This is a genomic window from Kitasatospora sp. NPDC001261 (genome assembly GCF_042896795.1).
Lineage (GTDB): Bacteria > Actinomycetota > Actinomycetes > Streptomycetales > Streptomycetaceae > Kitasatospora.
Map to the genome: position 1 here is coordinate 99,140 of NZ_JBIAXP010000007.1, position 19,690 is coordinate 118,829.

The window sequence follows — 19,690 nt, forward strand, 5'->3', positions numbered from 1 at the left end:
GACACCAATGCTCCAAGCCTGGCCTCAGCCGGGACACCCCCGACACCGCTCGACCCAAGCCAGCCTGTCGCCCAGCCAGGCGCGGTGTGAGAGAGGTGCCCCGCGCGGTATGGCCGCGCACCGGGGCGCCTCTGGGCTGCTCAAATGGTCTTGCAGGCCGGTTAGTTGTCCACGTCGTAGGCCAGGGTGACCGGGCCCGGCGGCGGCAAGTCCGCCCTGCTGCAACTGCTCGGCGGGCTGGACCGCGCCGGCAGCGGCGAGATCACGATCGCCGGTACGCGGGTGGACCGGCGGAGCGAGCGTGTGCTGGCCACGGTTCCGCTGCGAGACCGTCGGGTTCGTCTTCCAGGCGTTCCAGCTGATGGACGAGCTGAGCGCGGTGGAGAACGTGGAGCTGCCCGCCCTGCTCGCGGGCCGCTCGCCCGGCAAGGCCCGCAAGCGCGTGGGCGGACTGTTGGAGCGGGTCGGGCTCGCCGACCGGGCCGGACATGTGCCCTCGGCCCTGTCCGGAGGGCAGCGGCAGCGCGTCGCGGTCGCCAGGGCGCTGATGAACGAAGCGGTCCTGGTCCTGGCCGACGAGCCCACCGACAACCTGGACAGCCAGGCCACCGGTGACGTGCTCCGCCTCTTCGACAGCCTGCGCGAAGCCGGACAGACACTGGTGATGGTCACTCAGGACCGGCAGATCGCGGCGACCGCTGACCGGGCCGTCGGCCTGCGTGGCGGCCGGATCGTGCAGGAGACCCGGGCCGCGGCCGTGGGCGCCAACCGGTTCGCGGCGGTCGTCCGTTAGGAGGGCTGAGGCGTGGGACGGCTCCGACTCATCCTGCGGCTGGCCTTCCGGGACCTTCACCGCCGTCGCGCCGAGGCGGCCCTGCTGCTGTTGGTCATCACCGCCGCGAGCACGACCCTGGCCCTGGGACTGTCACTGCGCGACGTCACCAGCCGGCCCTTCGAACGGACGAGGGCCGCCACCGCCGGACCGGACGTGGTGCTCCGGTTGTCGGCAAGGTCGCGCAGCGCCCCGGCGTCACCGCCCACAGCGGCCCGTATCCCTCGACCTGGGGTGTCGTCCGGGCCAACGGCCACTCGACCGGCGCCCAGGTGTTGGCCCGGGACGCCGACCCGGCGGTCGTGGACCAGCCGCGGCTGACCGCCGGCCGCTGGGTCGGACCGGACGGCTCGGTGGTCATGGAGGCCGCGCTCGCCCAGGCACTCGGCGTCGGCGACCGGATCACCGTCTCCGACAGGGAATTCACTGTCTCCGGGCTCGCGGTGAGCGCCGCCATCGCTCCGTTCCCGGCGGCCTGCCTGACCGGCTGCGAACTGACCGCGGGTAAGTCCGAGCATGACAACGGCGGCCTGATCTGGGCAACCCGGGCGCTTTCGAGCCCCGGACACCCGCTGTACTACCTGATGAACCTCAAACTCGCGGACCCCAGCGCCGCGGCGGCGTTCGCCGACCAGGTGAGGTTCGACGACCCGATGAAGGCCGACTCCGTGCTCGGCGCCGACGCCTGGCCGGACGTCCAGCGCCGGTTCGCCCGGACGACCGACACCGTGCTCGCGGACCTGCTCGTCGGCAGCTCGCTGCTCGGCCTGCTCGCCGTCGCCGGCGTGGCTGTCCTGGTCGGCGGCCGGATGGCCGACCGGACCCGTCGGGTCGGACTGCTCAAGGCGGTCGGCGGGACGCCGCGGCTGGTCGCGATGGTGCTGTCGGCCGAGTACGTGGTCGTGGCGCTGGTCGCGGCCGGGGCCGGTATCGGCGTCGGCGCGCTTCTGGCACCCGAACTCACCGGGGGCATGGCCGGCCTGCTCGGCACCTCCGGCGCGCCGCCGGTGACCGTGGCCGAGGCGGCGGTCGTGGTCTCCGAGACCCTGGCTGTGGCGGTCGTCGCGACCTTCGTCCCGACCGTGCGGGCGGTCAGGGCCAGCACCGTACAGGCGCTGGCGAAAACGGCACGGGCGCCGAAGCCGCGGCGGGCTGATAGCGCTGTTCACGCGACTGCCGGTGCCGGTGCTGCTCGCCCTGCGGCCCTGCGGCCCCGACGGGCGGTACTAGCCGCGGCGAGCACCGCCATCACTGTCAGTGGCATCGTCGCGGTGCTGACGGCCCGTCTGCGCGTCGCCTCCCAGGAGTTCTCCGGGCCCGACGCGCTGGCCGACCCGCTGTCCGAACGACTCGGACAGACCATGCTGGTGATCACGGTCGTGATCGGTGTGCTGGCCTCGATCAACGCGGTCTTCATCGTCTGGGCGACGGTCCTCGATGCGCGCCGCTCCTCGGCGGTGGCCCGCGCACTCGGCGCCAACGCGGGCCAGGTGAGCGCCAGTCTGGTCTAGGCGCAGGCGATCCCGGTGACGGTCGGCGCCCTGCTGGGCACGCCGGCGGCATCGCGCTCCTCAGCGGTGCGGGCAAGGGCGGGCCGGCGCACCCGCCGAGCCCGGTCGTCCTGCTGGCCGTGGTCGTCGGGACGATCGCGCTGATCTCACTGCTGACCTCGTTCCCGGCCCGTGCCGGGGCCCGCCGTCCGGTGGCCGAGGTCCTCCAGGCGGAGGCCGCTTGAGCGGCGCGAAGGGGCCGCGGGGCCGCGGGGGACGCAACGCCCCCCACGGCTCAATGGCCTTCGTGCGTCCGGAGTCAGGCCCTGGCGGCCCCTGCGGCGGTGGCTGCCACTATCGGGAAGTCGCCGACTGCGGGCACCTGGGATTCCTGGAGAACCCGGTGCAGGTCAACGCGGCGATCACCGAGTTCATGGAGCAACCCCGCGAGCGCGGGGCCGACAAGGGCATGGCCGCCTACGCGGGCGCCCGCCCAGAGCAACCCCCGCGAGCGCGGGGCCGACCGGGTGGTGAGGCTGGCGATGCCGGGGCAGCCCGAGCAACCCCCGCGAGCGCGGGGCCGACGAAGTGGGCGGGTCGAGCCGGGGGTTGGCCGGGAGTAACCCCCCACGAGCGCGGGGCCGACGCGGCCGTCCTGTCCCAGCTACAAGGGCCGCTGGGAGTAACCCCCGCGAGCGCGGGGCCGACCGGCCGAGGCAACGCGCGTCCGCAACGAGGCCGGAGCAACCCCCGCGAGCGCAGGGCCGACGCGGGCGAGGACGGACTGTGGCCGGGCGCCGACGAGCAACCCCCGCGAACGCGGGGCCGGCCCCAACTCGGTGGCTAGTCCCGCAAAGCGGCGGGAGCAACCCCCGCGAACGCGGGGCCGACACCTCGACCGAGTCGCTGGCGGTCATGACCGCCGAGCAACCCCCGCGAGCGCAGGGCCGACCGTGGTGCTCCCGTAGGTGAAGGACCCGGAGGGGAGCAACCCCCGCGAGCGCGGGGCCGACGCGGCGCGGAGCTCGGCGCGCACGTACACCAGGGAGCAACCCCCGCGAGCGCGGGGCCGACTACGGCGCCTCGGCGCGCAGGGCCCAGGGCTCGGAGCAACCCCCGCGAGCGCGGGGCCGACCTGGCGGGGGGCATCGCGCAGACCAGGTAGAGGGAGCAACCCCCGCGAGCGCGGGGCCGACGCCTCGCGCAGCAGGACGTCGGCGGTGTCGGAGGAGCAACCCCCGCGAGCGCGGGGCCGACCGCGAGCAGGTGGTGGGCTACATCCGGATGCCGGAGCAACCCCCGCGAGCGCGGGGCCGACCGAAGCGCCTGGGCCTCTGTGAGGAGGCGCGAGGAGCAACCCCGCGAGCGCGGGGCCGACAGCACCGGCCGGTGGTCGGGGATCGGCTCGACCGAGCAACCCCCGCGAGCGCGGGGCCGACCAGTCGCACAGCTCGCACGCGACGCGGACCGGGGAGCAACCCCCGCGAGCGCGGGGCCGACCCTCGGCGAGCGACCGCCTGCGGCGCCAGAAGAGAGCAACCCCCGCGAGCGCGGGGCCGACCCTGCTGGTCGCTCATCTCAGATTCCCTTCTGGGAGCAACCCCCGCGAGCGCGGGGCCGACAACCCGGCCACGATCCGTACGGTCGTCGCCTCGGAGCAACCCCCGCGAGCGCGGGGCCGACGGTAAGGGTGGCATCGGGAAGTCCACGCTGGCGGAGCAACCCCCGCGAGCGCGGGGCCGACGCGGTGGGCCAAGCGGTAGGAGCGGTGGTGGAGGAGCAACCCCCGCGAGCGCGGGGCCGACGCTTGCTGACCTGCGGTGATTCGCTTCAGCGAGCGCTATTTGATTCAGTGCGATTCGGTTGGCTATCCATAGTGGAGCTCATGGGGTGTTGGTGGTGGAGTTGGCTGGCCTTGTGGTGATGGTGGACTGGATGGCAAGTGGCGAGCGGGACTTCGCAGGCGGGCTGACGCTGACCAGGGGCACGGTGGAGGTTCCCGGGTCGAAGACGCTTGGGGACGGCGGGGTGAGGAGGTGCCCCGGTGTGCGGTACAACCGCGCGCCGGGGCACCTCTGGGCTGTCCAAGTGGTGTGACAAGCCGGTTAGTTGTCCACGTCGTAGGCCACGGTGACCGGGGCGTGGTCGCTCCACCGCTCGGCGTGGGTGTCGGCGCGCTCGACGCGGGCGTCGGTGGCGCGGGTGGCCAGTGTGGGGGTGGTGACCTGGAGGTCGATGCGCCAGCCGGAGTCGTTGTCGAAGGCGCGGCCGCGGTAGGACCACCAGGAGTAGGGGCCGGTGCGGTCGGGGTGGAGGGCGCGGACGACGTCGACGTAGCCGGCCTCGTCGTAGATGCGGGAGAGCCAGGCGCGTTCTTCGGGGAGGAAGCCGGCGGACTTCTGGTTGGCCTTCCAGTTCTTGAGGTCCTCGGGGCGGTGGGCGATGTTCCAGTCGCCGCAGACGACGACCTCGCGGCCGTCGGCGGCGGCGCGGGCGCGCAGGGCGGTGAGGTGGAGGAGGAATTCCGCCATGAAGCGTTCCTTCTCCTCCTGGCGCTCGGTGCCGACTTCGCCGGAGGGGAGGTAGAGGCTGGCGATGGTCAGGCCGGGCAGGTCGATTTCGACGTACCTGCCCGAATTGTCGAATTCGTCCGAGCCGAATCCGATCGCCGTTCGCTGCGGTTCCGCGCGGGAGAGGACGGCGACGCCGGCCCGGCCCTTGGTGGCGGCGGGGGCCCAGATGGCGTGCCAGCCGTCCAGGTCGCGCAGTTCGACGGGTAGCTGCTCGGGTTCGGAGCGCACCTCCTGGAGGCAGACTACGTCCGCCTCGGTGCCGGCCAGCCATTCGACGAAGCCCTTCCTGGCCGCCGCCCGGATTCCGTTCACGTTCACACTCGTCACCACGATCACCCGAGCAGCCTACCGACTGGGCGTTCCCGGCCCGAACCGTGACGCGCGGGGTCGGGCGGGTCCCGTCGGAGGGTGTCGATGGTGGTGGCAGCGGCTGACGGGAGCTGTCGTGAACGCGGCATGAAGATGTGCGGGAGTCCCATCGAGCCCCGCCATTGGTCTTGACCATCTCCGGACGGAGCACCTAGGGTCACTTACTGCAAGGACCTTTAATAAAGAAGGACGGATAAAGGCCCGCTCTCCCACCTGCCGCGACTGCGGACAGTGGGCTCGGGATCCGCCCTCCTTGTCGCAGGGCGGACAAACTCACGGGTGGAGGACGCGGTGGGGACGACAGGACAGCTTTCGGCGGTGCCGGAGCCGAAGTACTGGCACCTGCGCACGGTGCTGCTGCGGGCCATCGACTCGGAGTTCTCCACCGGTCAGGTGCTGCCCAACGAGCGCGAGCTCTCGGCCCGCTTCGGCGTCGCCCGGGCCACGCTGCGTCAGGCGCTCGACCAGCTGGAGCTGGAGGGCCGCCTGGTGCGCCGCCGGGGGATCGGCACCCTGATCGCCGCCCCGCGGGTCGGCGTCCCGGTCAACCGGCAGGAGGAGGGCTGGCCCGGCACCGCGCGCAACCAGGCCTGGCGGACGGTCGACTGCACCACCGCCCCCGCCTCCGCGCAGCTGGCGAAGGGCCTCGGCATCGTTGAGGGCGCCACCGTGCACACCGTGCGCCGGGTCCGCCTGGTGGAGGGCCGCGCGGTGGCCAGCGAGTCGCTGCACGTCCCGGCCGCCGCGCTGCCGCACCTGCCGGGCTTCCGCGCCGAGAGCGACCGCGCCCGTTCGGTGCTGCGCCAGCTGGAGCGCCTGGAGGTGGACGGCGAGTCCCGCTCGGTCGAGCTGGGTGTCGCCGAGGCCGAGCAGGCCGCCCTGCTGGAGCGCCCGCCGGGCGCGCCCGTCCTGGTCATGACCACCCAGTACGCCTCGGCCGGCCGGCTGGTGGCCCTGGCGGTGGCCACCTATCGGGCGGACACCTGCAAGCTGACCTTCGGCGAGGCCGGACTCGTCGAGGTCACCCCGGTCGGTGCGACGGCCGAGGTCCGTACCGCCTCCTGACGCACCACCCGTGAATCCCTGAACCCCTGAAGCCCCTGAACCATTTTCCGGAAACCCTCAGGTCGAGGCCCGGGCGCCAACTGGCGTCCGGGCCTTTGCCGTTGGGGCCCTGCGGTAAACCGGGCCGGGTCGCCTGGTAGCGTCCGCGTGGCAGTGGCACAGCCACGCAACGGGTGAGGACGGGGGGTGACCGGTGAACGCGGTCCTCGCATCGTGGGCGAAGTCGGAGGTGCTGGCCTTCGACTGCCTGTTCCGGGCGCGGACGGCACGGCCCGGGAGGCGGATATCGACGGGCCGGAGCACCTCCGGCTGGAGCTGGGCGGGCCGGTGGACGTGGCAGCTCTGGTGGCCGATCCTCCGTGGGACGCGGGCAGCGTCGAGGTCATCGACGAGGTCGAACTGCCGGACGGGCTGGGCTACGTGGTCCACGGTGACAGCGGCCTCGGGCACCTTGGTTTCATCGGTCGGCTCGGACCGGACCGCGGACTGCGGTGGCTCCTGACCACGTCGACCGGCAACCCGTTCGTCGGGGCGTCCGTCGACTGGCCGTTGGCGCACTTCGTCAACGACTGGGGCAGCACGCTCACCCTCGACCTGACCGACCCGGACTTCGCGCCCTGAGGTGACCCCCGCTCCTTGAGCGCGGCGTCAGGCCCGGGGCGGGTCGACGGCGAAGAGCTGCTCCTCGACGTGGTCGAGGGCGACGCGCAGGGCGCCCATCGCCACGACCTCCGAGCCGAGGGCCGCCAGGGCGACCTCGGGGGCGCGCAGGGTGAACTGGGCCAGGCGTTCGCGCAGCGGGTCCAGGACGCCGTCGAGGCCGGCCGCCCAGCCGCCGATGACCACCAGCTGGGGGTCGATGGCCAGGACGAGTGCGGCGACGCCCTGGACGAGGCGGGTGAGGAAGCGGTCCATGGCGACCTTGGCGACCTCGTCGCCCTCCCGGGCCAGCCGCAGCACGCGGGCCACGGCGGCCTCGTCCAGCGGGTTGAGGGGCTTTCCGGTGGTGGACAGCAGGCGCTCGGGGGTGACCTCCTGGCCGAGCAGGTGCAGGGCGCCGATCTCGCCGGCCGCGCCGCCGAAGCCGCGGTGCAGCCTGCCGCCGATGAGGGAGCCGGCGCCCGGGCTGAGGCCGGCCATCACGAAGACGACGTCGTCGGCGCCGACCGCCGATCCCTGCCAGTGCTCGGCGATGGCGGCCAGGTTGGCGTCGTTCTCGATCAGGACCGGGCAGCGGAACGAGCGCCGCAGCTTGGCACCGAGGTCGAGGCCGGTCCAGCCGGGCATCGCGGTGCCCAGTTGGACGGTGCCCTCGCGGTCGACGATGCCGGGGGTGCCGATGCCGACCGCCCACAGGTTGTCGCGGGAGATGCCGGCCTTGCGCAGCACCTCGGCGACGGCGGTGCGGACGGCGGCGAGCCGGTCCTCGGCGTCGAGGGTCTCGTCCACCGGCTTGAAGTGACTGCCCACCACCTCGCCGGTGAGGTCGGCGAGGATGACCCGGATGTCGTGCACGCCGATCTCGATGCCGAGGATGTGCCCGGCCTCGGCGCGGAAGCGGAACCAGCGGGCGGGGCGGCCGCGGCGGCCGGTGCCCGGCTGGCCGTCCTCCCTCGGCTGCTCGACCTCGGCGACCAGTCCGGTCTCGACCAGGCCCTCGATCACGCCCTCGACCGTCGGGCGGGAGAGCCCGGTCTCGCCGACGAGCTGAGTGAGGGTCACGGAGTGGCCGTTCCGCAGCGCCCGAAGCGTGACCGCCGCGTTGATCCGCCGCAGCAGCGAGGAGTCTCCTCCGGTGAGCCGATCCGCCAATGCGATGCCCTTCGCCGTTCGCGCGACTGCCCTGGCGCGCGGTGTCGAGTGCGCGGTGCCCACCGAATGGCCCGCGGGGGTGCGCCCCCGGAGAACGCGGCAGGGCGGCAGGGGGCCGCCTGCGCGAGGGCCGGAGGACAAGCGGAGCCTACCCGGGGACGGGCCCGGGCGGCGAGGATCTCCGCAGCTCATCCAGGCTTCGGTATCGAAATGGTACGGATCGGGTGGCGGTGCGTGATCCGGACTTCACCGCCCGGCCACGGCGGGCCGGTAGGGGAGCCGCCGGGACAGCACCGGCCGGAGGGAACGTTCCGACAGCAGCGGGCCGAGACCGCGCCGGGAGCCGGCCGACAGGACGCCGAGGGTCGACCAGGCCGAGCCGATCGAGCCGAGGGAGAGGACGGAGCCGATCGAACCGATGGACAGCACCGACCCGATCGAGCCGATGGACAGCACCGAGCCGATCGAGCCGATGGAGAGGGCGGATCCGATCGAGCCGGTCGACAGCACCGACCCGATCGAGTCGATCGACCGGACGGACACGATCGAGCGGATCGAGCGGAGGGAACCGATGGAGCCGACGGACCCGCGGGCGGGCCGGACCGGACGCGCGGAAGTGGTCATGACTTTTGAGCGTAGCCAGCCACACCCCCGCCCGCCCGTCAGTCCACCCGGGCCGCGAACAGCCGCTGCCCCAGCAGCCCCATCGGGTGTCCGTCCTCCGGCAGGGTCAGCACCGTCGGGCAGCCCGCGGTGGTGAGCGCCGCCCGCCACTGCTCGGCCGGGCGGGCGGTGAGGCCGTGGGCGTCGCCGGTGATCAGCAGGTCGAGCTGTTCGGTGGTGGGGGCGAGCAGCAGGATCCGGCCGCCGGGGGCGAGCAGCCGGACCAGCGCCGGGACGTCCTGCACCGGTTCCACCGCCAGCCCGCCCGCGCCCGCCACCGCGCCCCCGCCCGCGCCCGCCACCGCCGCCCCGCCCGCGCTCGCGATGACGACGTCGTAGCGGCCGCCGTCGGGGGCCGAGTGGTGCTCGGTGTGCGGCCGGGGCCGGGTGGCGAGGGCGCGGGCGACGGCGGGCTCGCCGCCCTCCGCGTCCAGTTCGAGGACGCGCAGCGGCCCGGGGCCCTGGTGGGCCTCGGCGGTGCCGCGCACCAGCGCGCCGAGGGCGGCGCCGAGGAAGCCGCGGGAGGCGGCCCAGCGGACGGGGGAGGCGTCCGGCCGGGGGGCCTCCTGGCCGGTGATCAGCCGGGGCAGCCGCAGGGCGCCGCGCCGGACCCGGTCCAGGGCGGCGGCCGGGCCGAGCCCGTCGGCCCAGGTCTCGGCGGCGGGGCGCCAGGCCTCCCGGACCTCGGCGGCGTCCGGCCCGGGCCCGCCGCGGAAGACCGGGCCCTGGGCCCCGCCGTCCCGCCGGGTGAGCAGGCCGTGCCGGGCGAGTGCGTCCAGCCAGCGGACGACCCGGGGGCGCTGGGCGGGGGTGACCATGGCGGCGGCGAGGACCTCGGCCTCGGGGTAGCCGCGGGCGGGGTCGGTGAGCACGCCGTTCTGCTGGAGGGTGTGCAGGAGGGCGGCGAGTACGGCCCGGTCGAGCTGGGCGCCGAAGTCGTGGACCTGCTCGGCGGTGACGCCGATGCCGTACTTCCACGCGGCGGCCGAGGCGTTGGCGGCGTCGGCGCGCAGTCGGCGGTCGGCGGCCTCGGCGTTGCTGTCCGGGGCGCGGACGTGGGCGAGGACGGCGCCGAGCGCGTCGACGGCGGCGTACACGTCCTCCTGCCGGGGTTCGGGGCCGACGTGCAGGACCAGGCGCAGCGCGGCGAGGTCGTGGGCGGCGAGGCCGGGCTGTCCGCTGAGCCGCCAGAGCAAGGCGGAGGGCAGGCTGAGGTGGGTGGCCCGGGCGGTGGCGACGGCTTCGAGCTGCTGCTCGGGCCGCTGGTCGGGGTCGCCGCAGTGGACGGTGCCGCCGGCGAGCAGGGTGGCGAGGGCGAGGTCGACGGCGAGGTCGGTGACGGGGTGCAGCACGGTGTGCCGGATCGGGGGTGCGCCGAGGACGCCGGCCCAGTAGCGCAGCCGCTGTTCGGCGGCCCGCGCGGCGGAGGGCGGCAGGGCGGCGTGCTCGGCTATGCGGCGGGCGAGGGCCTGGGGGAGTCCGCCCGGCGGGGAGACGCCGAGCAGCAGGCCGATGCCGCTGATCGCGCGCCCGTCGGCGACGACGGCGGGTCGGTCGCCGAGTTCGCGCAGCGCGCTGACCAGGGCGGGAGTCGTGGGCACGGTGATCACTCCGGGGTGCGGGACAGAAACCGCACTACTGAACCATGGGGGCGGGGCGGTGAAGGGCGGAAGCAAGTCAAACTTCTGTAATGATTTTCATATCGGCTAGCCAAGCTCTCGACACGAAGTCGCCGCGAAGCGGTCGGAACCTCACATTCCGGAAGGTCCGCGCGATCCCTTGACAGGTGGTTCGGGTACTGGATCAATGGAGCGCAGGGGGGCTGACCGAACGATCGGTCGGCGATCTCGGCCTGGGCGTCCTCGACGCGGGCGAACCTCGGCAGAGCAGCGAGATCGGCAAAGCAGCGAAATCGGCACAGCAGCGAAGGAGCGACGATGACCGGCACCGCACCCGTCCCGCGCCGACACCTCGGGGAGCCGCTACCGCCCGAGCTCCTGGACGCCGGCGAGCGGATGGGTCCGGACGAGCTGCGCGCCCACCAGCTCACCCGGCTGCGGGCCACCCTGCGGCACGCGTACGACAACGTCGAGCTCTACCGTCGCAAGTTCGACGCGGCCGGCGTCCGCCCCGAGGACTGCCGCACCCTGGACGACCTCGCCCGCTTCCCCTTCACCACCAAGGCCGACCTGCGCGAGGGCTACCCCTTCGGCATGTTCGCCGTCCCGGTGGAGCGGGTCCGCCGGATCCACGCCTCCAGCGGCACCACCGGACTGCCGACCGTGGTCGGCTACACCGACGACGACCTCTCCATGTGGGCCGACGTGGTCGCCCGCTCGATCCGCGCGGCCGGCGGCCGACCTGGCCACAAGGCGCACATCGCGTACGGCTACGGCCTGTTCACCGGCGGCCTGGGCGCGCACTACGGCGCCGAGCGGGCCGGCTGCACCGTCATCCCGGCCTCCGGCGGCATGACGGCCCGCCAGGTGCGGCTGATCCTGGACTTCGAGCCCGAGATCATCATGATCACCCCGTCCTACCTGCTGACCCTGCTCGACGAGTTCGAGCGGCAGGGCGTCGACCCGCGGAGCACCTCGCTGCGGATCGGCATCTTCGGGGCCGAGCCGTGGACGGAGGAGATGCGGCGCGAGATCGAGGAGCGGCTCGACCTGCACGCCGTCGACATCTACGGCCTCTCCGAGGTGGTCGGCCCCGGCATCGCGCAGGAGTGCGTGGAGACCAAGGACGGGCTGCACATCTGGGAGGACCACTTCTACCCGGAGGTCGTCGACCCGTTCACCGACGAGGTGATGCCCGAGGGGGAGGGCGGCGAACTGGTCTTCACCTCGCTCACCAAGGAGGCGCTGCCGATCATCCGCTACCGCACCCGCGACCTCAGCCGGCTGCTGCCCGGCACCGCGCGGCCGGCGTTCCGGCGGATGGAGAAGGTCACCGGGCGCAGCGACGACATGATCATCCTGCGCGGGGTGAACGTCTTCCCGACCCAGATCGAGGAGATCCTGCTGCGCACCCCGGGCGTCGCGCCGCACTTCCAGCTGCGGCTCGGCCGGCAGGGGCGGCTGGACACCATGACCGTCCGGGTGGAGGCCCGGCCGGAGGCCCCCGCGGAGCTGCGGAAGGCGGCGCGGGCGGAGATCGTCCGGGCGGTGAAGGACGGGGTCGGGATCACCGTCGCGGCCGAGGTGGTGGACCCGTACACGCTGGAGCGCTCGGTCGGGAAGATCAAGCGGGTGGTGGACGAGCGGGGTTGAACGAGCGGAGGTGAACGAGCGGTGGTGAACCCGGCCGTCGGGCACACGCGCGGGGGCGTCCCGCCGGGCGGGTGGCGGGGAGCACCCCCGTGCGGGCCCTATGCTGCGGACATGCCGAGTGAGCTGCGCACTCTCCGATCCGCTCTCCCGCCCGCCCTTCAGCCCGATCCCCCATCCGATCCTCGGACCGCCGAGGACCTCGCCTTCATCCGGCGGGAGACCGAGCTGAAGCCCGTCCCCTTCGTGCCCGAGATCAGCCTCCACATGGCCGAGGACGCCATCGCCCTGTGGGAGACCACCGAACGGGCGCGCGGGCGGGCTGGGCTGCCGCCGCCGTTCTGGGCCTTCGCCTGGGCGGGCGGGGTGGCGGTCGCCCGCTACGTGCTGGACCACCCCGAACTGGTCGACGGCCGTACGGTGTTGGACGTCGCAGCCGGCTCCGGGCTGGTCGGGGTGGCCGCCGCGCTGCGCGGGGCGACGGAGGTGCGCGCCGCCGAGATCGACGCCTACGCGGTGGCCGCGATCGGGCTGAACGCCGAGGCCAACGGGGTTCGGGTGGACGGCGCCCTGGTGGACCTGGTGGACGGCGACGGCGGGCCCGCCGAGGTGGTGCTCGCGGGCGACGTCTTCTACGAACGGGCCATGGCCGCCCGCTTCCTGCCCTTCCTGGAGCGGGCCGTGGCGCGCGGCGCGACCGTCGTCGTCGGCGACCCGGGCCGGGCCTACCTGCCCCGGGACCGGTTCACCGCGGTGGCGGCGTACCAGGTGCCGGTGGTCGCGGACCTGGAGGACACCGCGGTCAAGACCACGACGGTGTGGCGACTGGGCTGACCGGCCAAGGGCACCGGCATCACGGGCGACGGGCTGAGGCGGGTCCCCGGTCCGGACGGCGGGCCGGGGCGCGCCCGCCGTCCGGACGGCCGCCGAGCGCTGGCGGCCGGGTCAGGGGCGTGGTCGGCTGGGGCCGATGCGTGTGCGAACGGCATCGTCCGGCCGTGTCCGGCGCCGTTCGGCACCCTTCCGGCACCCTTGCTGGCGCGCTGCCGGACCCGCCCACCCGACAGGGGACCCACCATGACCATCACCGAGAACGGACTCAGGATCGCCTCGCCCCAGGCGATCGCCGACCTGCACGCCGGCCTGCCCGACTTCGAGCAGGCCCTCGCCTTCTACCACCAGCACCTGGCGCCGGACACCGCCGTCGACCTGTCCGTCGCGGAGAACGTCCTGCTCTACCACGACTCGATGCAGCGGGACGTCTTCGAGAAGATCCGGCTGATCCCCGAGCTGAACATCAAGTACATGGCCCCGGTCGGCATCCCGTGGCTGCGTCAGCAGGCGGCGGACCTGCTCACCCGGGCGTTCGGCCGCACGGTCGTGATGGAGGACGTCTTCGGTTGCGCCGGGGTCTCCTCCGCGCTGGAGTGCATCGCCTACGGGCTCATGCGGCGGCAGGGGACGGGCGGTGTGCCGCTCAAGCCGGGGGACGAGGTGCTGATCCCGGCGCCGTACTGGCAGGGCTTCAACTGGTCGTTCCAGGAACGGCCCAAGCTGAAGTGCGTCCCGGTGCACCTGCCCACCCACGGGGAGGACCGCTACCGGCTCACCCTGAACCTGGTCGTGAACGCCTACGAGGCGCGGAAGGAGGCCGGGCACAACCCGCGGCTGCTCGTCCTCACCAATCCGCACAACCCGCTGGGCGTCAACTACCCGAAGGAACTGCTCGACGAGATCTACGGCTGGGCGCTCGCGCACACCGACCTCCACATCATCTCCGACGAGATCTACTGCCACTCCCAACTCGACACCGGGACGACGCCGTTCACCAGCGCGGTGGCCCTGGACGCGTACCAGGAGCACGCCGACCGGGTCCACGTGGTCTGGGGCTTCGCCAAGGACTTCGGGCTGTCCGGCTTCCGCACGGGGTTCGTCATCTCCAAGAACGAGGCCGTGCACCGCGCCATGCTCGGCAGTGACGACCCGGCCGAACAGACCCGCGCGCTGCCCTGGTTCACCCCGTTCGACTCGCTGAAGACCTACGTCATCGGGGAGCTGTTCAAGGCCACCGTCGACGGGGAGCCCTACCCGGTGTACGCGATGCGCGAGTACCGCACGCTGCTGAGTGCGAGCTTCCGCAGGACCAAGGACGCCCTGGACGCCGCCGGGATCGAGTACGTCCACCAGGACGGCGACAACGCCGCGATGTTCTTCTGGCTCGACCTCACCAGGTACCTCGGCAAGCGCGCGCCCGGCGAGCACGTGAACGGGCTGCCGGCCATCGGGCCGGACGGGCTCGACCCGAACGAGGAGTGGCTGTTCCGCTACCTCGCCGCCAAGCCCACCGAGGTCTCCCTGCTGCCCGGCGGGACCATGCACAACGCGGAGCCCGGCTTCTTCCGGCTCTGTTTCACCAGCCGGATGCCCGACGACGTCGAGGCCGCCGTGCGGCGGGTGGGCGTGGCGCTGCAGCAGCTGAAGTAGCCGGAGCGGCTCAGGTAGTCGTACGGCGCGAGCGGCACCGGGTACGCCCCGGTGCCGCTCTTCCGCTGCTCAGCCGCGCAGCCGGGCCAGCCAGGCCTCGACCTCGTCGGAGCGGCGCGGGAGGTCGGCGGAGAGGTTCTCGTTGCCGTCCTCGGTGACCAGGATGTCGTCCTCGATCCGCACCCCGATGCCCCGGTACTCCTCCGGCACCGTCAGGTCGTTCTCCTGGAAGTAGATGCCCGGCTCGACGGTGAGCACCATGCCCGGCTCCAGCGGGCCGTCGACGTGCTCCTCGGTGCGGGAGTGGGCGCAGTCGTGGACGTCGATGCCCAGCATGTGGCCGGTGCCCGCCAGGGTGAAGCGGCGGTGCAGGCCCAGCTCGTACACCTTGTCGGCGCTCAGGTCGCCGAACAGGCCCCAGGCGGTGAGGTGTTCGGCGAGCTCGCGCTGGGCGGCGTGGTGGAAGTCGCGGAACCGCCCGCCCGGCCGGACGGCCGCGATGCCGGCCTCCTGGGCCGCGTACACGGCGTCGTAGACCTTGCGCTGGAGCTCGGTGAAGCGGCCGCTGACCGGGAGGGTGCGGGTGACGTCGGCGGTGTAGAGGTGGTTGGTCTCCACGCCGGCGTCGAGCAGCAGGAGGTCGCCGGGGCGGGCGTGGCCGTTGTTGCGCACCCAGTGCAGGGTGGTGGCGTGCGGGCCGGCCGCGGCGATGGTGCTGTAGCCCACGCTGTTGCCCTCGACCCGGGCGCGGACGAAGAAGGTGCCCTCGATCAGCCGCTCGGCGGTCTCGGAGTCGGTGCCGAGGACGCGGACCACGTCCTCGAAGCCGCGGGCGGTGGCGGCGCAGGCGAAGCGCAGCTCCTCGATCTCGAACGCGTCCTTGACCAGGCGCAGTCCGGACAGGAAGACCTCGAACTCCTCGTCCCGCTCGGCGGTGATCCGGTCCGCGAGGGCCTCCTCGACGCCCGCGTCGTGGCGGCGCAGCACGCGCGCCGGGCCGGTGGCGGCGCGCAGGTCCGCGCGGGCGGTGCGCACGTCCCGGCAGGGCAGGCCGAACAGCCGCTCGCTCTCGGTCAGGCTGTTGCGGCGGCCGTCCCACAGCTCGCCGTGGCCGTCCAGCCAGAACTCGCCGTTGTCGGTGCGGGAGCGGTCGCGCAGGTAGAGCACGGCCTCGTGGCCGCTGTCCCCGGTCGGGGCGAGCACCAGGACGCCGTCCTCGGACTGGTCGCCGGTCAGGTAGGCGTAGTCGGAGGAGGGGCGGAACGGGTAGTCGGTGTCGTTGGCCCGCACCTTGGGGTTGCCGGCCGGGACGACCAGCAGCTCGCCGGGGAAGGCGGCGGACAGCGCGGCGCGGCGGCGGGCGGTGTGCGCGGCCTGGGGGACGGGCTCCAGGGCGGTGCGCTCGGTGTCGGCCCAGCCCTGCTTCATGCTCTCCGCGAGCTCGTCCGTGACCCCGCGGGTCAGGCCGTTCTTCCGGTACTTGATGGTCTCGGCGGGCTCGGTCACTGCGGTCTCCTGGTGAGGGTGAGGGCAGCGGGGTGTTTCGCTACGCTGCCCCGTCCGTCGGTGTGCGTCCCGTACGGTATATCGAACACTGCCGCAAGAGAAGAGGCCCAGCGTGAACGACGCCGAGGAATCCGTCCGGGGCGTCCTCGCCGCCAACCTGAAGCGGGTGCGGGCCCAGCGCGGACTGTCGCTGTCCGAGCTGTCCCGGCGGGCCGGGGTGGGCAAGGCGACGCTCTCCCAGCTGGAGTCCGGGGCCGGAAATCCCACCCTGGAGACGGTGCTCGGGCTGTCCAGGGTGCTCGGCGTGCCGATCTCCGACCTGGTCGAGGCCCGGCCGGCCGGCGAGGTGACGGTGGTGCGGGCGGCCGAGGCCGAGGTGCTCAGCGGGCGGGGCGTCGACCTGCGGCCGCTGCGCCGGATCGAGTCCGGGGACACCGTGTTCGAGCTCTACGACCAGATGGTGCGCACCGGCGCCGCGCAGGAGTCCGGCGGCCACACCGGCACCGAGCACACCGTCGTCCAGGCCGGCCGGCTGGGCGTGCGGGTGGACGGCCGCGAGATCGAGCTCGGCCCGGGCGACTACATCGGCTTCGACGCCGCGCTCCCGCACGCCTACACCGCGCTGGACGGCGAGCCGGTCCGCTCGGTGCTGGTGCTGCAGTACCGGGCTGAGCAGCACGGCCACCTCGCCGAGGCCTCGCCGGTCCGGCCGGCCGCGTGGGGGCTCTGGCACTGACGCTCCGGCGCTGGGGCTCCGGTATCGGACGGCCTGGCGGGCGGTTCGGTGGCCGGCTCGGCGGGCGGTTCGATGGACGGTCGGATCGTTCGGAATACCGAACGAGCGGATGGGTGCGGCAGGATGATCATCATGACGGACGCACTCACCTGGCTCGCCGAATCCGAATCGATCGCCTACGGAGGTTACAGCGTCGTGCTCGCCCGCGGCCTGGAGCCGGAGGAACTGGCGGCCCGGCTCGCCGAAGGGCTCCCGGAGCGCACGGCGCGGCCGCTCGACGAGCTCACCGCCGAGGACCTGGTGGAGGAGTACGAGCTGGAGTTCGCCGGCGGCATCGAGGACATCGCGCTGCACCACGGGCGCAGCGGCGACCTCGCCTTCGCGGTGGCGTACGGCTACTGGCAGGGGGAGCTGAGCGTCCGGCCGGAGGTCTCGCGCGGCGGCGCCGAGGTCTACCACCTGGAGTTCGAGGAGGAGAACGGCAAGCCGGTGCCGCCGTTCTTCAGCGCCCACCAGGACGGGCGGGAGATCTGCTCCCTCAACCTCCACCTGGACCCCTCCTGGGGCCCCGGCGACGTCCAGGGTGAGCCGGCCACCGCCGCCGCCCTGACGGCCGAGCTGGCCGCCGTCGGCCTGCCCGACCACGACCGCGCGGGCGACGACCTCCACCGCACCTGCCTGGAGGTGCTCGGCCGCCACTTCGGCCTCACCCTGCCGCGCGACCTGGTGCGGGAGGAAGCCCTCCCGGCCCTCCTGCTGGAGACCGACTGACGGGGGCGGCCGGCCGGGACTCCGGCCGGCGCGCCCCCTGCCCTGACCCTGATCCCCCCGGCGGCCGCGGAGGCGGCGCGCCGGGCGGGGTGGGGTGCGGGGTCAGGGTCGTTCGTCAGCCGAGCGTCAGCGACCGGGAGTGGGTCCGCCAGGCCTTGTCATCGGCGCGCTTGAAGGAGCGTGACATCGCTGATCAACTCCCCTCTCCGACGGGTGGTTTGGCGGGCTCCCGTGCTCACCGGGGTGCCTGACGCCGATTCTGTGCGAGGTCGGTGGGCGAGGAGAATCCCAGAAATCTGGGACATGTCCGTGTCACCCTTCGCCGTGAAGACCCGTTCGGGCGCGAGGGCGGTCGGCCTGGACTCCGAGGTGTGCGGCCCGAAGCCCGAGCCGGGGCGAACCGGCTCGGGCCGGGCCCCGGGTGCGTCAACCCGCCGTGCGGATGTCCGCCCTGGGGCGCGAACTGCGCGGGAACGGCCCGTGAATTGTTCCCCGGTCGGGTGACGGTGCGGCCGGTCGGTGGGGCCCTGCGGGCATCATGGGCCGCGACACGGGACGTCGCGGAACAGGGAGTCGACCGATGGGTAGGCCGATGGCGGAGTTCGGTTGCGCGAAGTGCTACGGCGAGGACGAACGGGCGGTGTGGGGGCGGCAGCGGGAGGGCTTCGAGCACGAGGCGGAAGTGGTGGACGGCTCGCGCTTCGCCGTCAACCTGCGGCGCTGCCTGGGGTGTTCGCAGCGGTTCGTGTGGATCTTCACCGAGGTCGTCGACTGGATGGGCGGGGACGACGCCCAGTACGTGACGATCATGCCGGTGACCCCTGAGGAGGCCACCGGCCTGAGGAGCGGCACCCTGCGCCCCCACGCCCTCGGCGCCCTCGGCCGCGACCGCCGCCACCTGAACCACGACTGGCCCACCGGCGGCCCGGCCCGGCTGCACTGGCGCTCCGGCCGCTTCCTCGTCGCCGGGGCCCGCTGAGCGGTGGTGCCGCCGCCCTGCCGAAGCGGCAGGGCGGCGAGGGAGTCAGACGCTCCCGAACTCGCCGGACTTGACGCCCGCGATGAAGGACTGCCAGGCGTCCGTACCGAAGGCGAGCTGCGGGCCGTCAGGGTCCTTGCTGTCGCGGACGGGGAGGACGCCCGGGAGGCCGGGGGCGACCTCGATGCACTGACCACCACCGTTGCTGTACGAGGACTTCAACCAGGAGGCGGGCTTGACCGTCGCGATGGGGAACATGGCTTGGAACTCCTTGAGCCGGGTGCGGATGAGCGCCAGCGAGTCCGCACATGAGAGGGCTTGGGCCTGGAGCCAATCGTAAACCCTTGACAGGGAACGGATCTTGTCCTTGTCGTCCCGCTCGACGTAGCCCCGTTGGATGGTCTCGAGGTAGGCCATCCAGTCCCCGTCCGGCGAGGTCAGGAGCGTGAACGGCCACGTCGAAGGGAGGTCTTCACCGAGGCTGGACGGCGCGATCTGCAGCATGACGTGGGGAAGGCCGGCGATGCTCTCCAGCCGACGAAGCTGTTCGGCCATGACGAAGGGGCCGCCGATGGGCCGCAGGCAGCTCTCCTCCATGATGATGTGGACGGAGGGAGCGGGGTCCCGGTACAGCAGGGCCTGCCGCGCCATCCGGACATTCAGGCGCTCGATGGCCTTTTCCTCGGGGATCTCGCCCCGCCGGGCCGCGGCGTAGATGAGCGCGGAGGCGTAGGCCCGCGTCTGGAGCAGCCCGGGGATGACGTTCATCTCGTAGATCTTGAGGGCGGTGGCCTTGCCCTCGTGCTCGATGTAGGCGAGGAACCCGCCGATCAAGGTGCTGCTCTTGGCCGTCCAGTACAGGAGCTCAAGCGCTTGGCAGGTGTCGAGTTCCTTGTCGCACCGCCGAACGAGGGGCAGCGGCGCGGGGCGGTCGCCGTTCTCGATCATGGAGATGAGTGAATCGCTGTAGTTGGTCCGCCGCCCGAGCTGGACCTGCGTGAGCCCCCTGGCCTTGCGGAAGCGCCGGAGCTGAACGCCGATGGCCGCGTCCGGCGACGAGGTGGGGTCTACTTCCCGATGGGGCATGGTGATTACCCGATTCCACAGTGCTCGCTGTCAAAGTGAAGCTCTTCCGATGCTA

General features: G+C 73.1%; 17 protein-coding genes and 1 CRISPR repeat array. Of the genes, 10 read left to right on the top strand and 7 right to left on the bottom strand.

Annotation, left to right across the window (positions count from 1 at the left end):
• Window positions 1-301: 301 nt before the first annotated feature.
• Window positions 302-793, top strand: a complete 492-nt coding sequence (locus tag ACFY4B_RS11690; RefSeq protein ID WP_387967409.1) for an ABC transporter ATP-binding protein — start codon at window positions 302-304, stop codon at window positions 791-793.
• Window positions 794-849: 56 nt separating this feature from the next.
• Here the strand turns inward: ACFY4B_RS11690 and ACFY4B_RS11695 are convergent, their stop codons facing one another.
• Window positions 850-1,041, bottom strand: a complete 192-nt coding sequence (locus ACFY4B_RS11695) for a hypothetical protein (RefSeq protein WP_387967411.1) — start codon at window positions 1,039-1,041, stop codon at window positions 850-852.
• 63 nt (window positions 1,042-1,104) lie between these two features.
• Between ACFY4B_RS11695 and ACFY4B_RS11700 the strand changes: the two genes are divergently transcribed.
• The gene (locus ACFY4B_RS11700; protein WP_387967413.1) at window positions 1,105-2,343 is read left to right on the top strand and encodes an FtsX-like permease family protein; all 1,239 of its coding nucleotides are present in this window, start codon (window positions 1,105-1,107) and stop codon (window positions 2,341-2,343) included.
• A gap of 421 nt (window positions 2,344-2,764) precedes the next feature.
• Window positions 2,765-4,127: direct repeats of the CRISPR family, unit length 21 nt; unit sequence CCCCGCGAGCGCGGGGCCGAC.
• A gap of 300 nt (window positions 4,128-4,427) precedes the next feature.
• On the opposite strand, the gene ACFY4B_RS11705 is transcribed toward ACFY4B_RS11700, so the two are convergent.
• Window positions 4,428-5,231 (bottom strand): exodeoxyribonuclease III, encoded by an 804-nt coding sequence (locus ACFY4B_RS11705; RefSeq protein WP_387967415.1) that lies wholly within the window; start codon window positions 5,229-5,231, stop codon window positions 4,428-4,430.
• 324 nt (window positions 5,232-5,555) lie between these two features.
• On the opposite strand from ACFY4B_RS11705, the gene ACFY4B_RS11710 reads away from it, so the two are divergent.
• Window positions 5,556-6,329, top strand: coding sequence for a GntR family transcriptional regulator (locus tag ACFY4B_RS11710; protein ID WP_049649342.1), 774 nt, complete (start codon window positions 5,556-5,558; stop codon window positions 6,327-6,329).
• Window positions 6,330-6,656: 327 nt separating this feature from the next.
• On the top strand, window positions 6,657-6,950 hold the full coding sequence (locus ACFY4B_RS11715) for a hypothetical protein (RefSeq protein ID WP_387967417.1): 294 nt from the start codon (window positions 6,657-6,659) through the stop codon (window positions 6,948-6,950).
• A gap of 27 nt (window positions 6,951-6,977) precedes the next feature.
• On the opposite strand, the gene ACFY4B_RS11720 is transcribed toward ACFY4B_RS11715, so the two are convergent.
• The 3 genes from ACFY4B_RS11720 to ACFY4B_RS11730 all read right to left on the bottom strand — a co-directional run bounded on the left by ACFY4B_RS11720 (window position 6,978) and on the right by ACFY4B_RS11730 (window position 10,405).
• The gene (locus tag ACFY4B_RS11720) at window positions 6,978-8,141 is read right to left on the bottom strand and encodes an ROK family protein (protein ID WP_049649337.1); all 1,164 of its coding nucleotides are present in this window, start codon (window positions 8,139-8,141) and stop codon (window positions 6,978-6,980) included.
• A gap of 246 nt (window positions 8,142-8,387) precedes the next feature.
• Window positions 8,388-8,765 (bottom strand): hypothetical protein, encoded by a 378-nt coding sequence (locus ACFY4B_RS11725; protein WP_387967419.1) that lies wholly within the window; start codon window positions 8,763-8,765, stop codon window positions 8,388-8,390.
• 38 nt (window positions 8,766-8,803) lie between these two features.
• Entirely contained in the window at window positions 8,804-10,405 is a 1,602-nt protein-coding gene (locus ACFY4B_RS11730; protein WP_387967420.1) for a hypothetical protein, read from the bottom strand.
• A gap of 336 nt (window positions 10,406-10,741) precedes the next feature.
• Here ACFY4B_RS11730 and paaK point away from each other — a divergent pair, with 336 nt between their 5' ends.
• The 3 genes from paaK to ACFY4B_RS11745 all read left to right on the top strand — a co-directional run bounded on the left by paaK (window position 10,742) and on the right by ACFY4B_RS11745 (window position 14,557).
• Complete coding sequence (paaK, locus tag ACFY4B_RS11735) at window positions 10,742-12,076, top strand: phenylacetate--CoA ligase PaaK (RefSeq protein ID WP_387967421.1); 1,335 nt, start codon at window positions 10,742-10,744, stop codon at window positions 12,074-12,076.
• A gap of 111 nt (window positions 12,077-12,187) precedes the next feature.
• Window positions 12,188-12,907 carry a class I SAM-dependent methyltransferase gene (locus ACFY4B_RS11740; protein ID WP_387967423.1) on the top strand — a complete coding sequence of 240 codons (720 nt, stop codon included), beginning with the start codon at window positions 12,188-12,190 and terminating at the stop codon, window positions 12,905-12,907.
• 243 nt (window positions 12,908-13,150) lie between these two features.
• Window positions 13,151-14,557: a pyridoxal phosphate-dependent aminotransferase gene (locus tag ACFY4B_RS11745; RefSeq protein ID WP_387967425.1), complete on the top strand. Its 1,407-nt coding sequence runs from the start codon at window positions 13,151-13,153 to the stop codon at window positions 14,555-14,557.
• 69 nt (window positions 14,558-14,626) lie between these two features.
• Here ACFY4B_RS11745 and ACFY4B_RS11750 read toward each other — a convergent pair whose 3' ends face one another.
• On the bottom strand, window positions 14,627-16,063 hold the full coding sequence (locus tag ACFY4B_RS11750; RefSeq protein ID WP_387967426.1) for an aminopeptidase P family protein: 1,437 nt from the start codon (window positions 16,061-16,063) through the stop codon (window positions 14,627-14,629).
• Window positions 16,064-16,175: 112 nt separating this feature from the next.
• On the opposite strand from ACFY4B_RS11750, the gene ACFY4B_RS11755 reads away from it, so the two are divergent.
• From ACFY4B_RS11755 to ACFY4B_RS11765, 3 genes are all read left to right on the top strand, one after another.
• Window positions 16,176-16,799 (top strand): helix-turn-helix domain-containing protein, encoded by a 624-nt coding sequence (locus tag ACFY4B_RS11755; RefSeq protein ID WP_387967429.1) that lies wholly within the window; start codon window positions 16,176-16,178, stop codon window positions 16,797-16,799.
• 132 nt (window positions 16,800-16,931) lie between these two features.
• A complete protein-coding gene (locus ACFY4B_RS11760) occupies window positions 16,932-17,570 on the top strand; it encodes a DUF6461 domain-containing protein (protein WP_387967431.1) in 639 nt (212 codons plus the stop codon).
• Window positions 17,571-18,150: 580 nt separating this feature from the next.
• Entirely contained in the window at window positions 18,151-18,549 is a 399-nt protein-coding gene (locus ACFY4B_RS11765; RefSeq protein WP_375873604.1) for a hypothetical protein, read from the top strand.
• A 45-nt stretch (window positions 18,550-18,594) separates the two neighbouring features.
• Here ACFY4B_RS11765 and ACFY4B_RS11770 read toward each other — a convergent pair whose 3' ends face one another.
• Window positions 18,595-19,635, bottom strand: a complete 1,041-nt coding sequence (locus tag ACFY4B_RS11770; RefSeq protein ID WP_387967433.1) for a Scr1 family TA system antitoxin-like transcriptional regulator — start codon at window positions 19,633-19,635, stop codon at window positions 18,595-18,597.
• Window positions 19,636-19,690 lie beyond the last annotated feature (55 nt).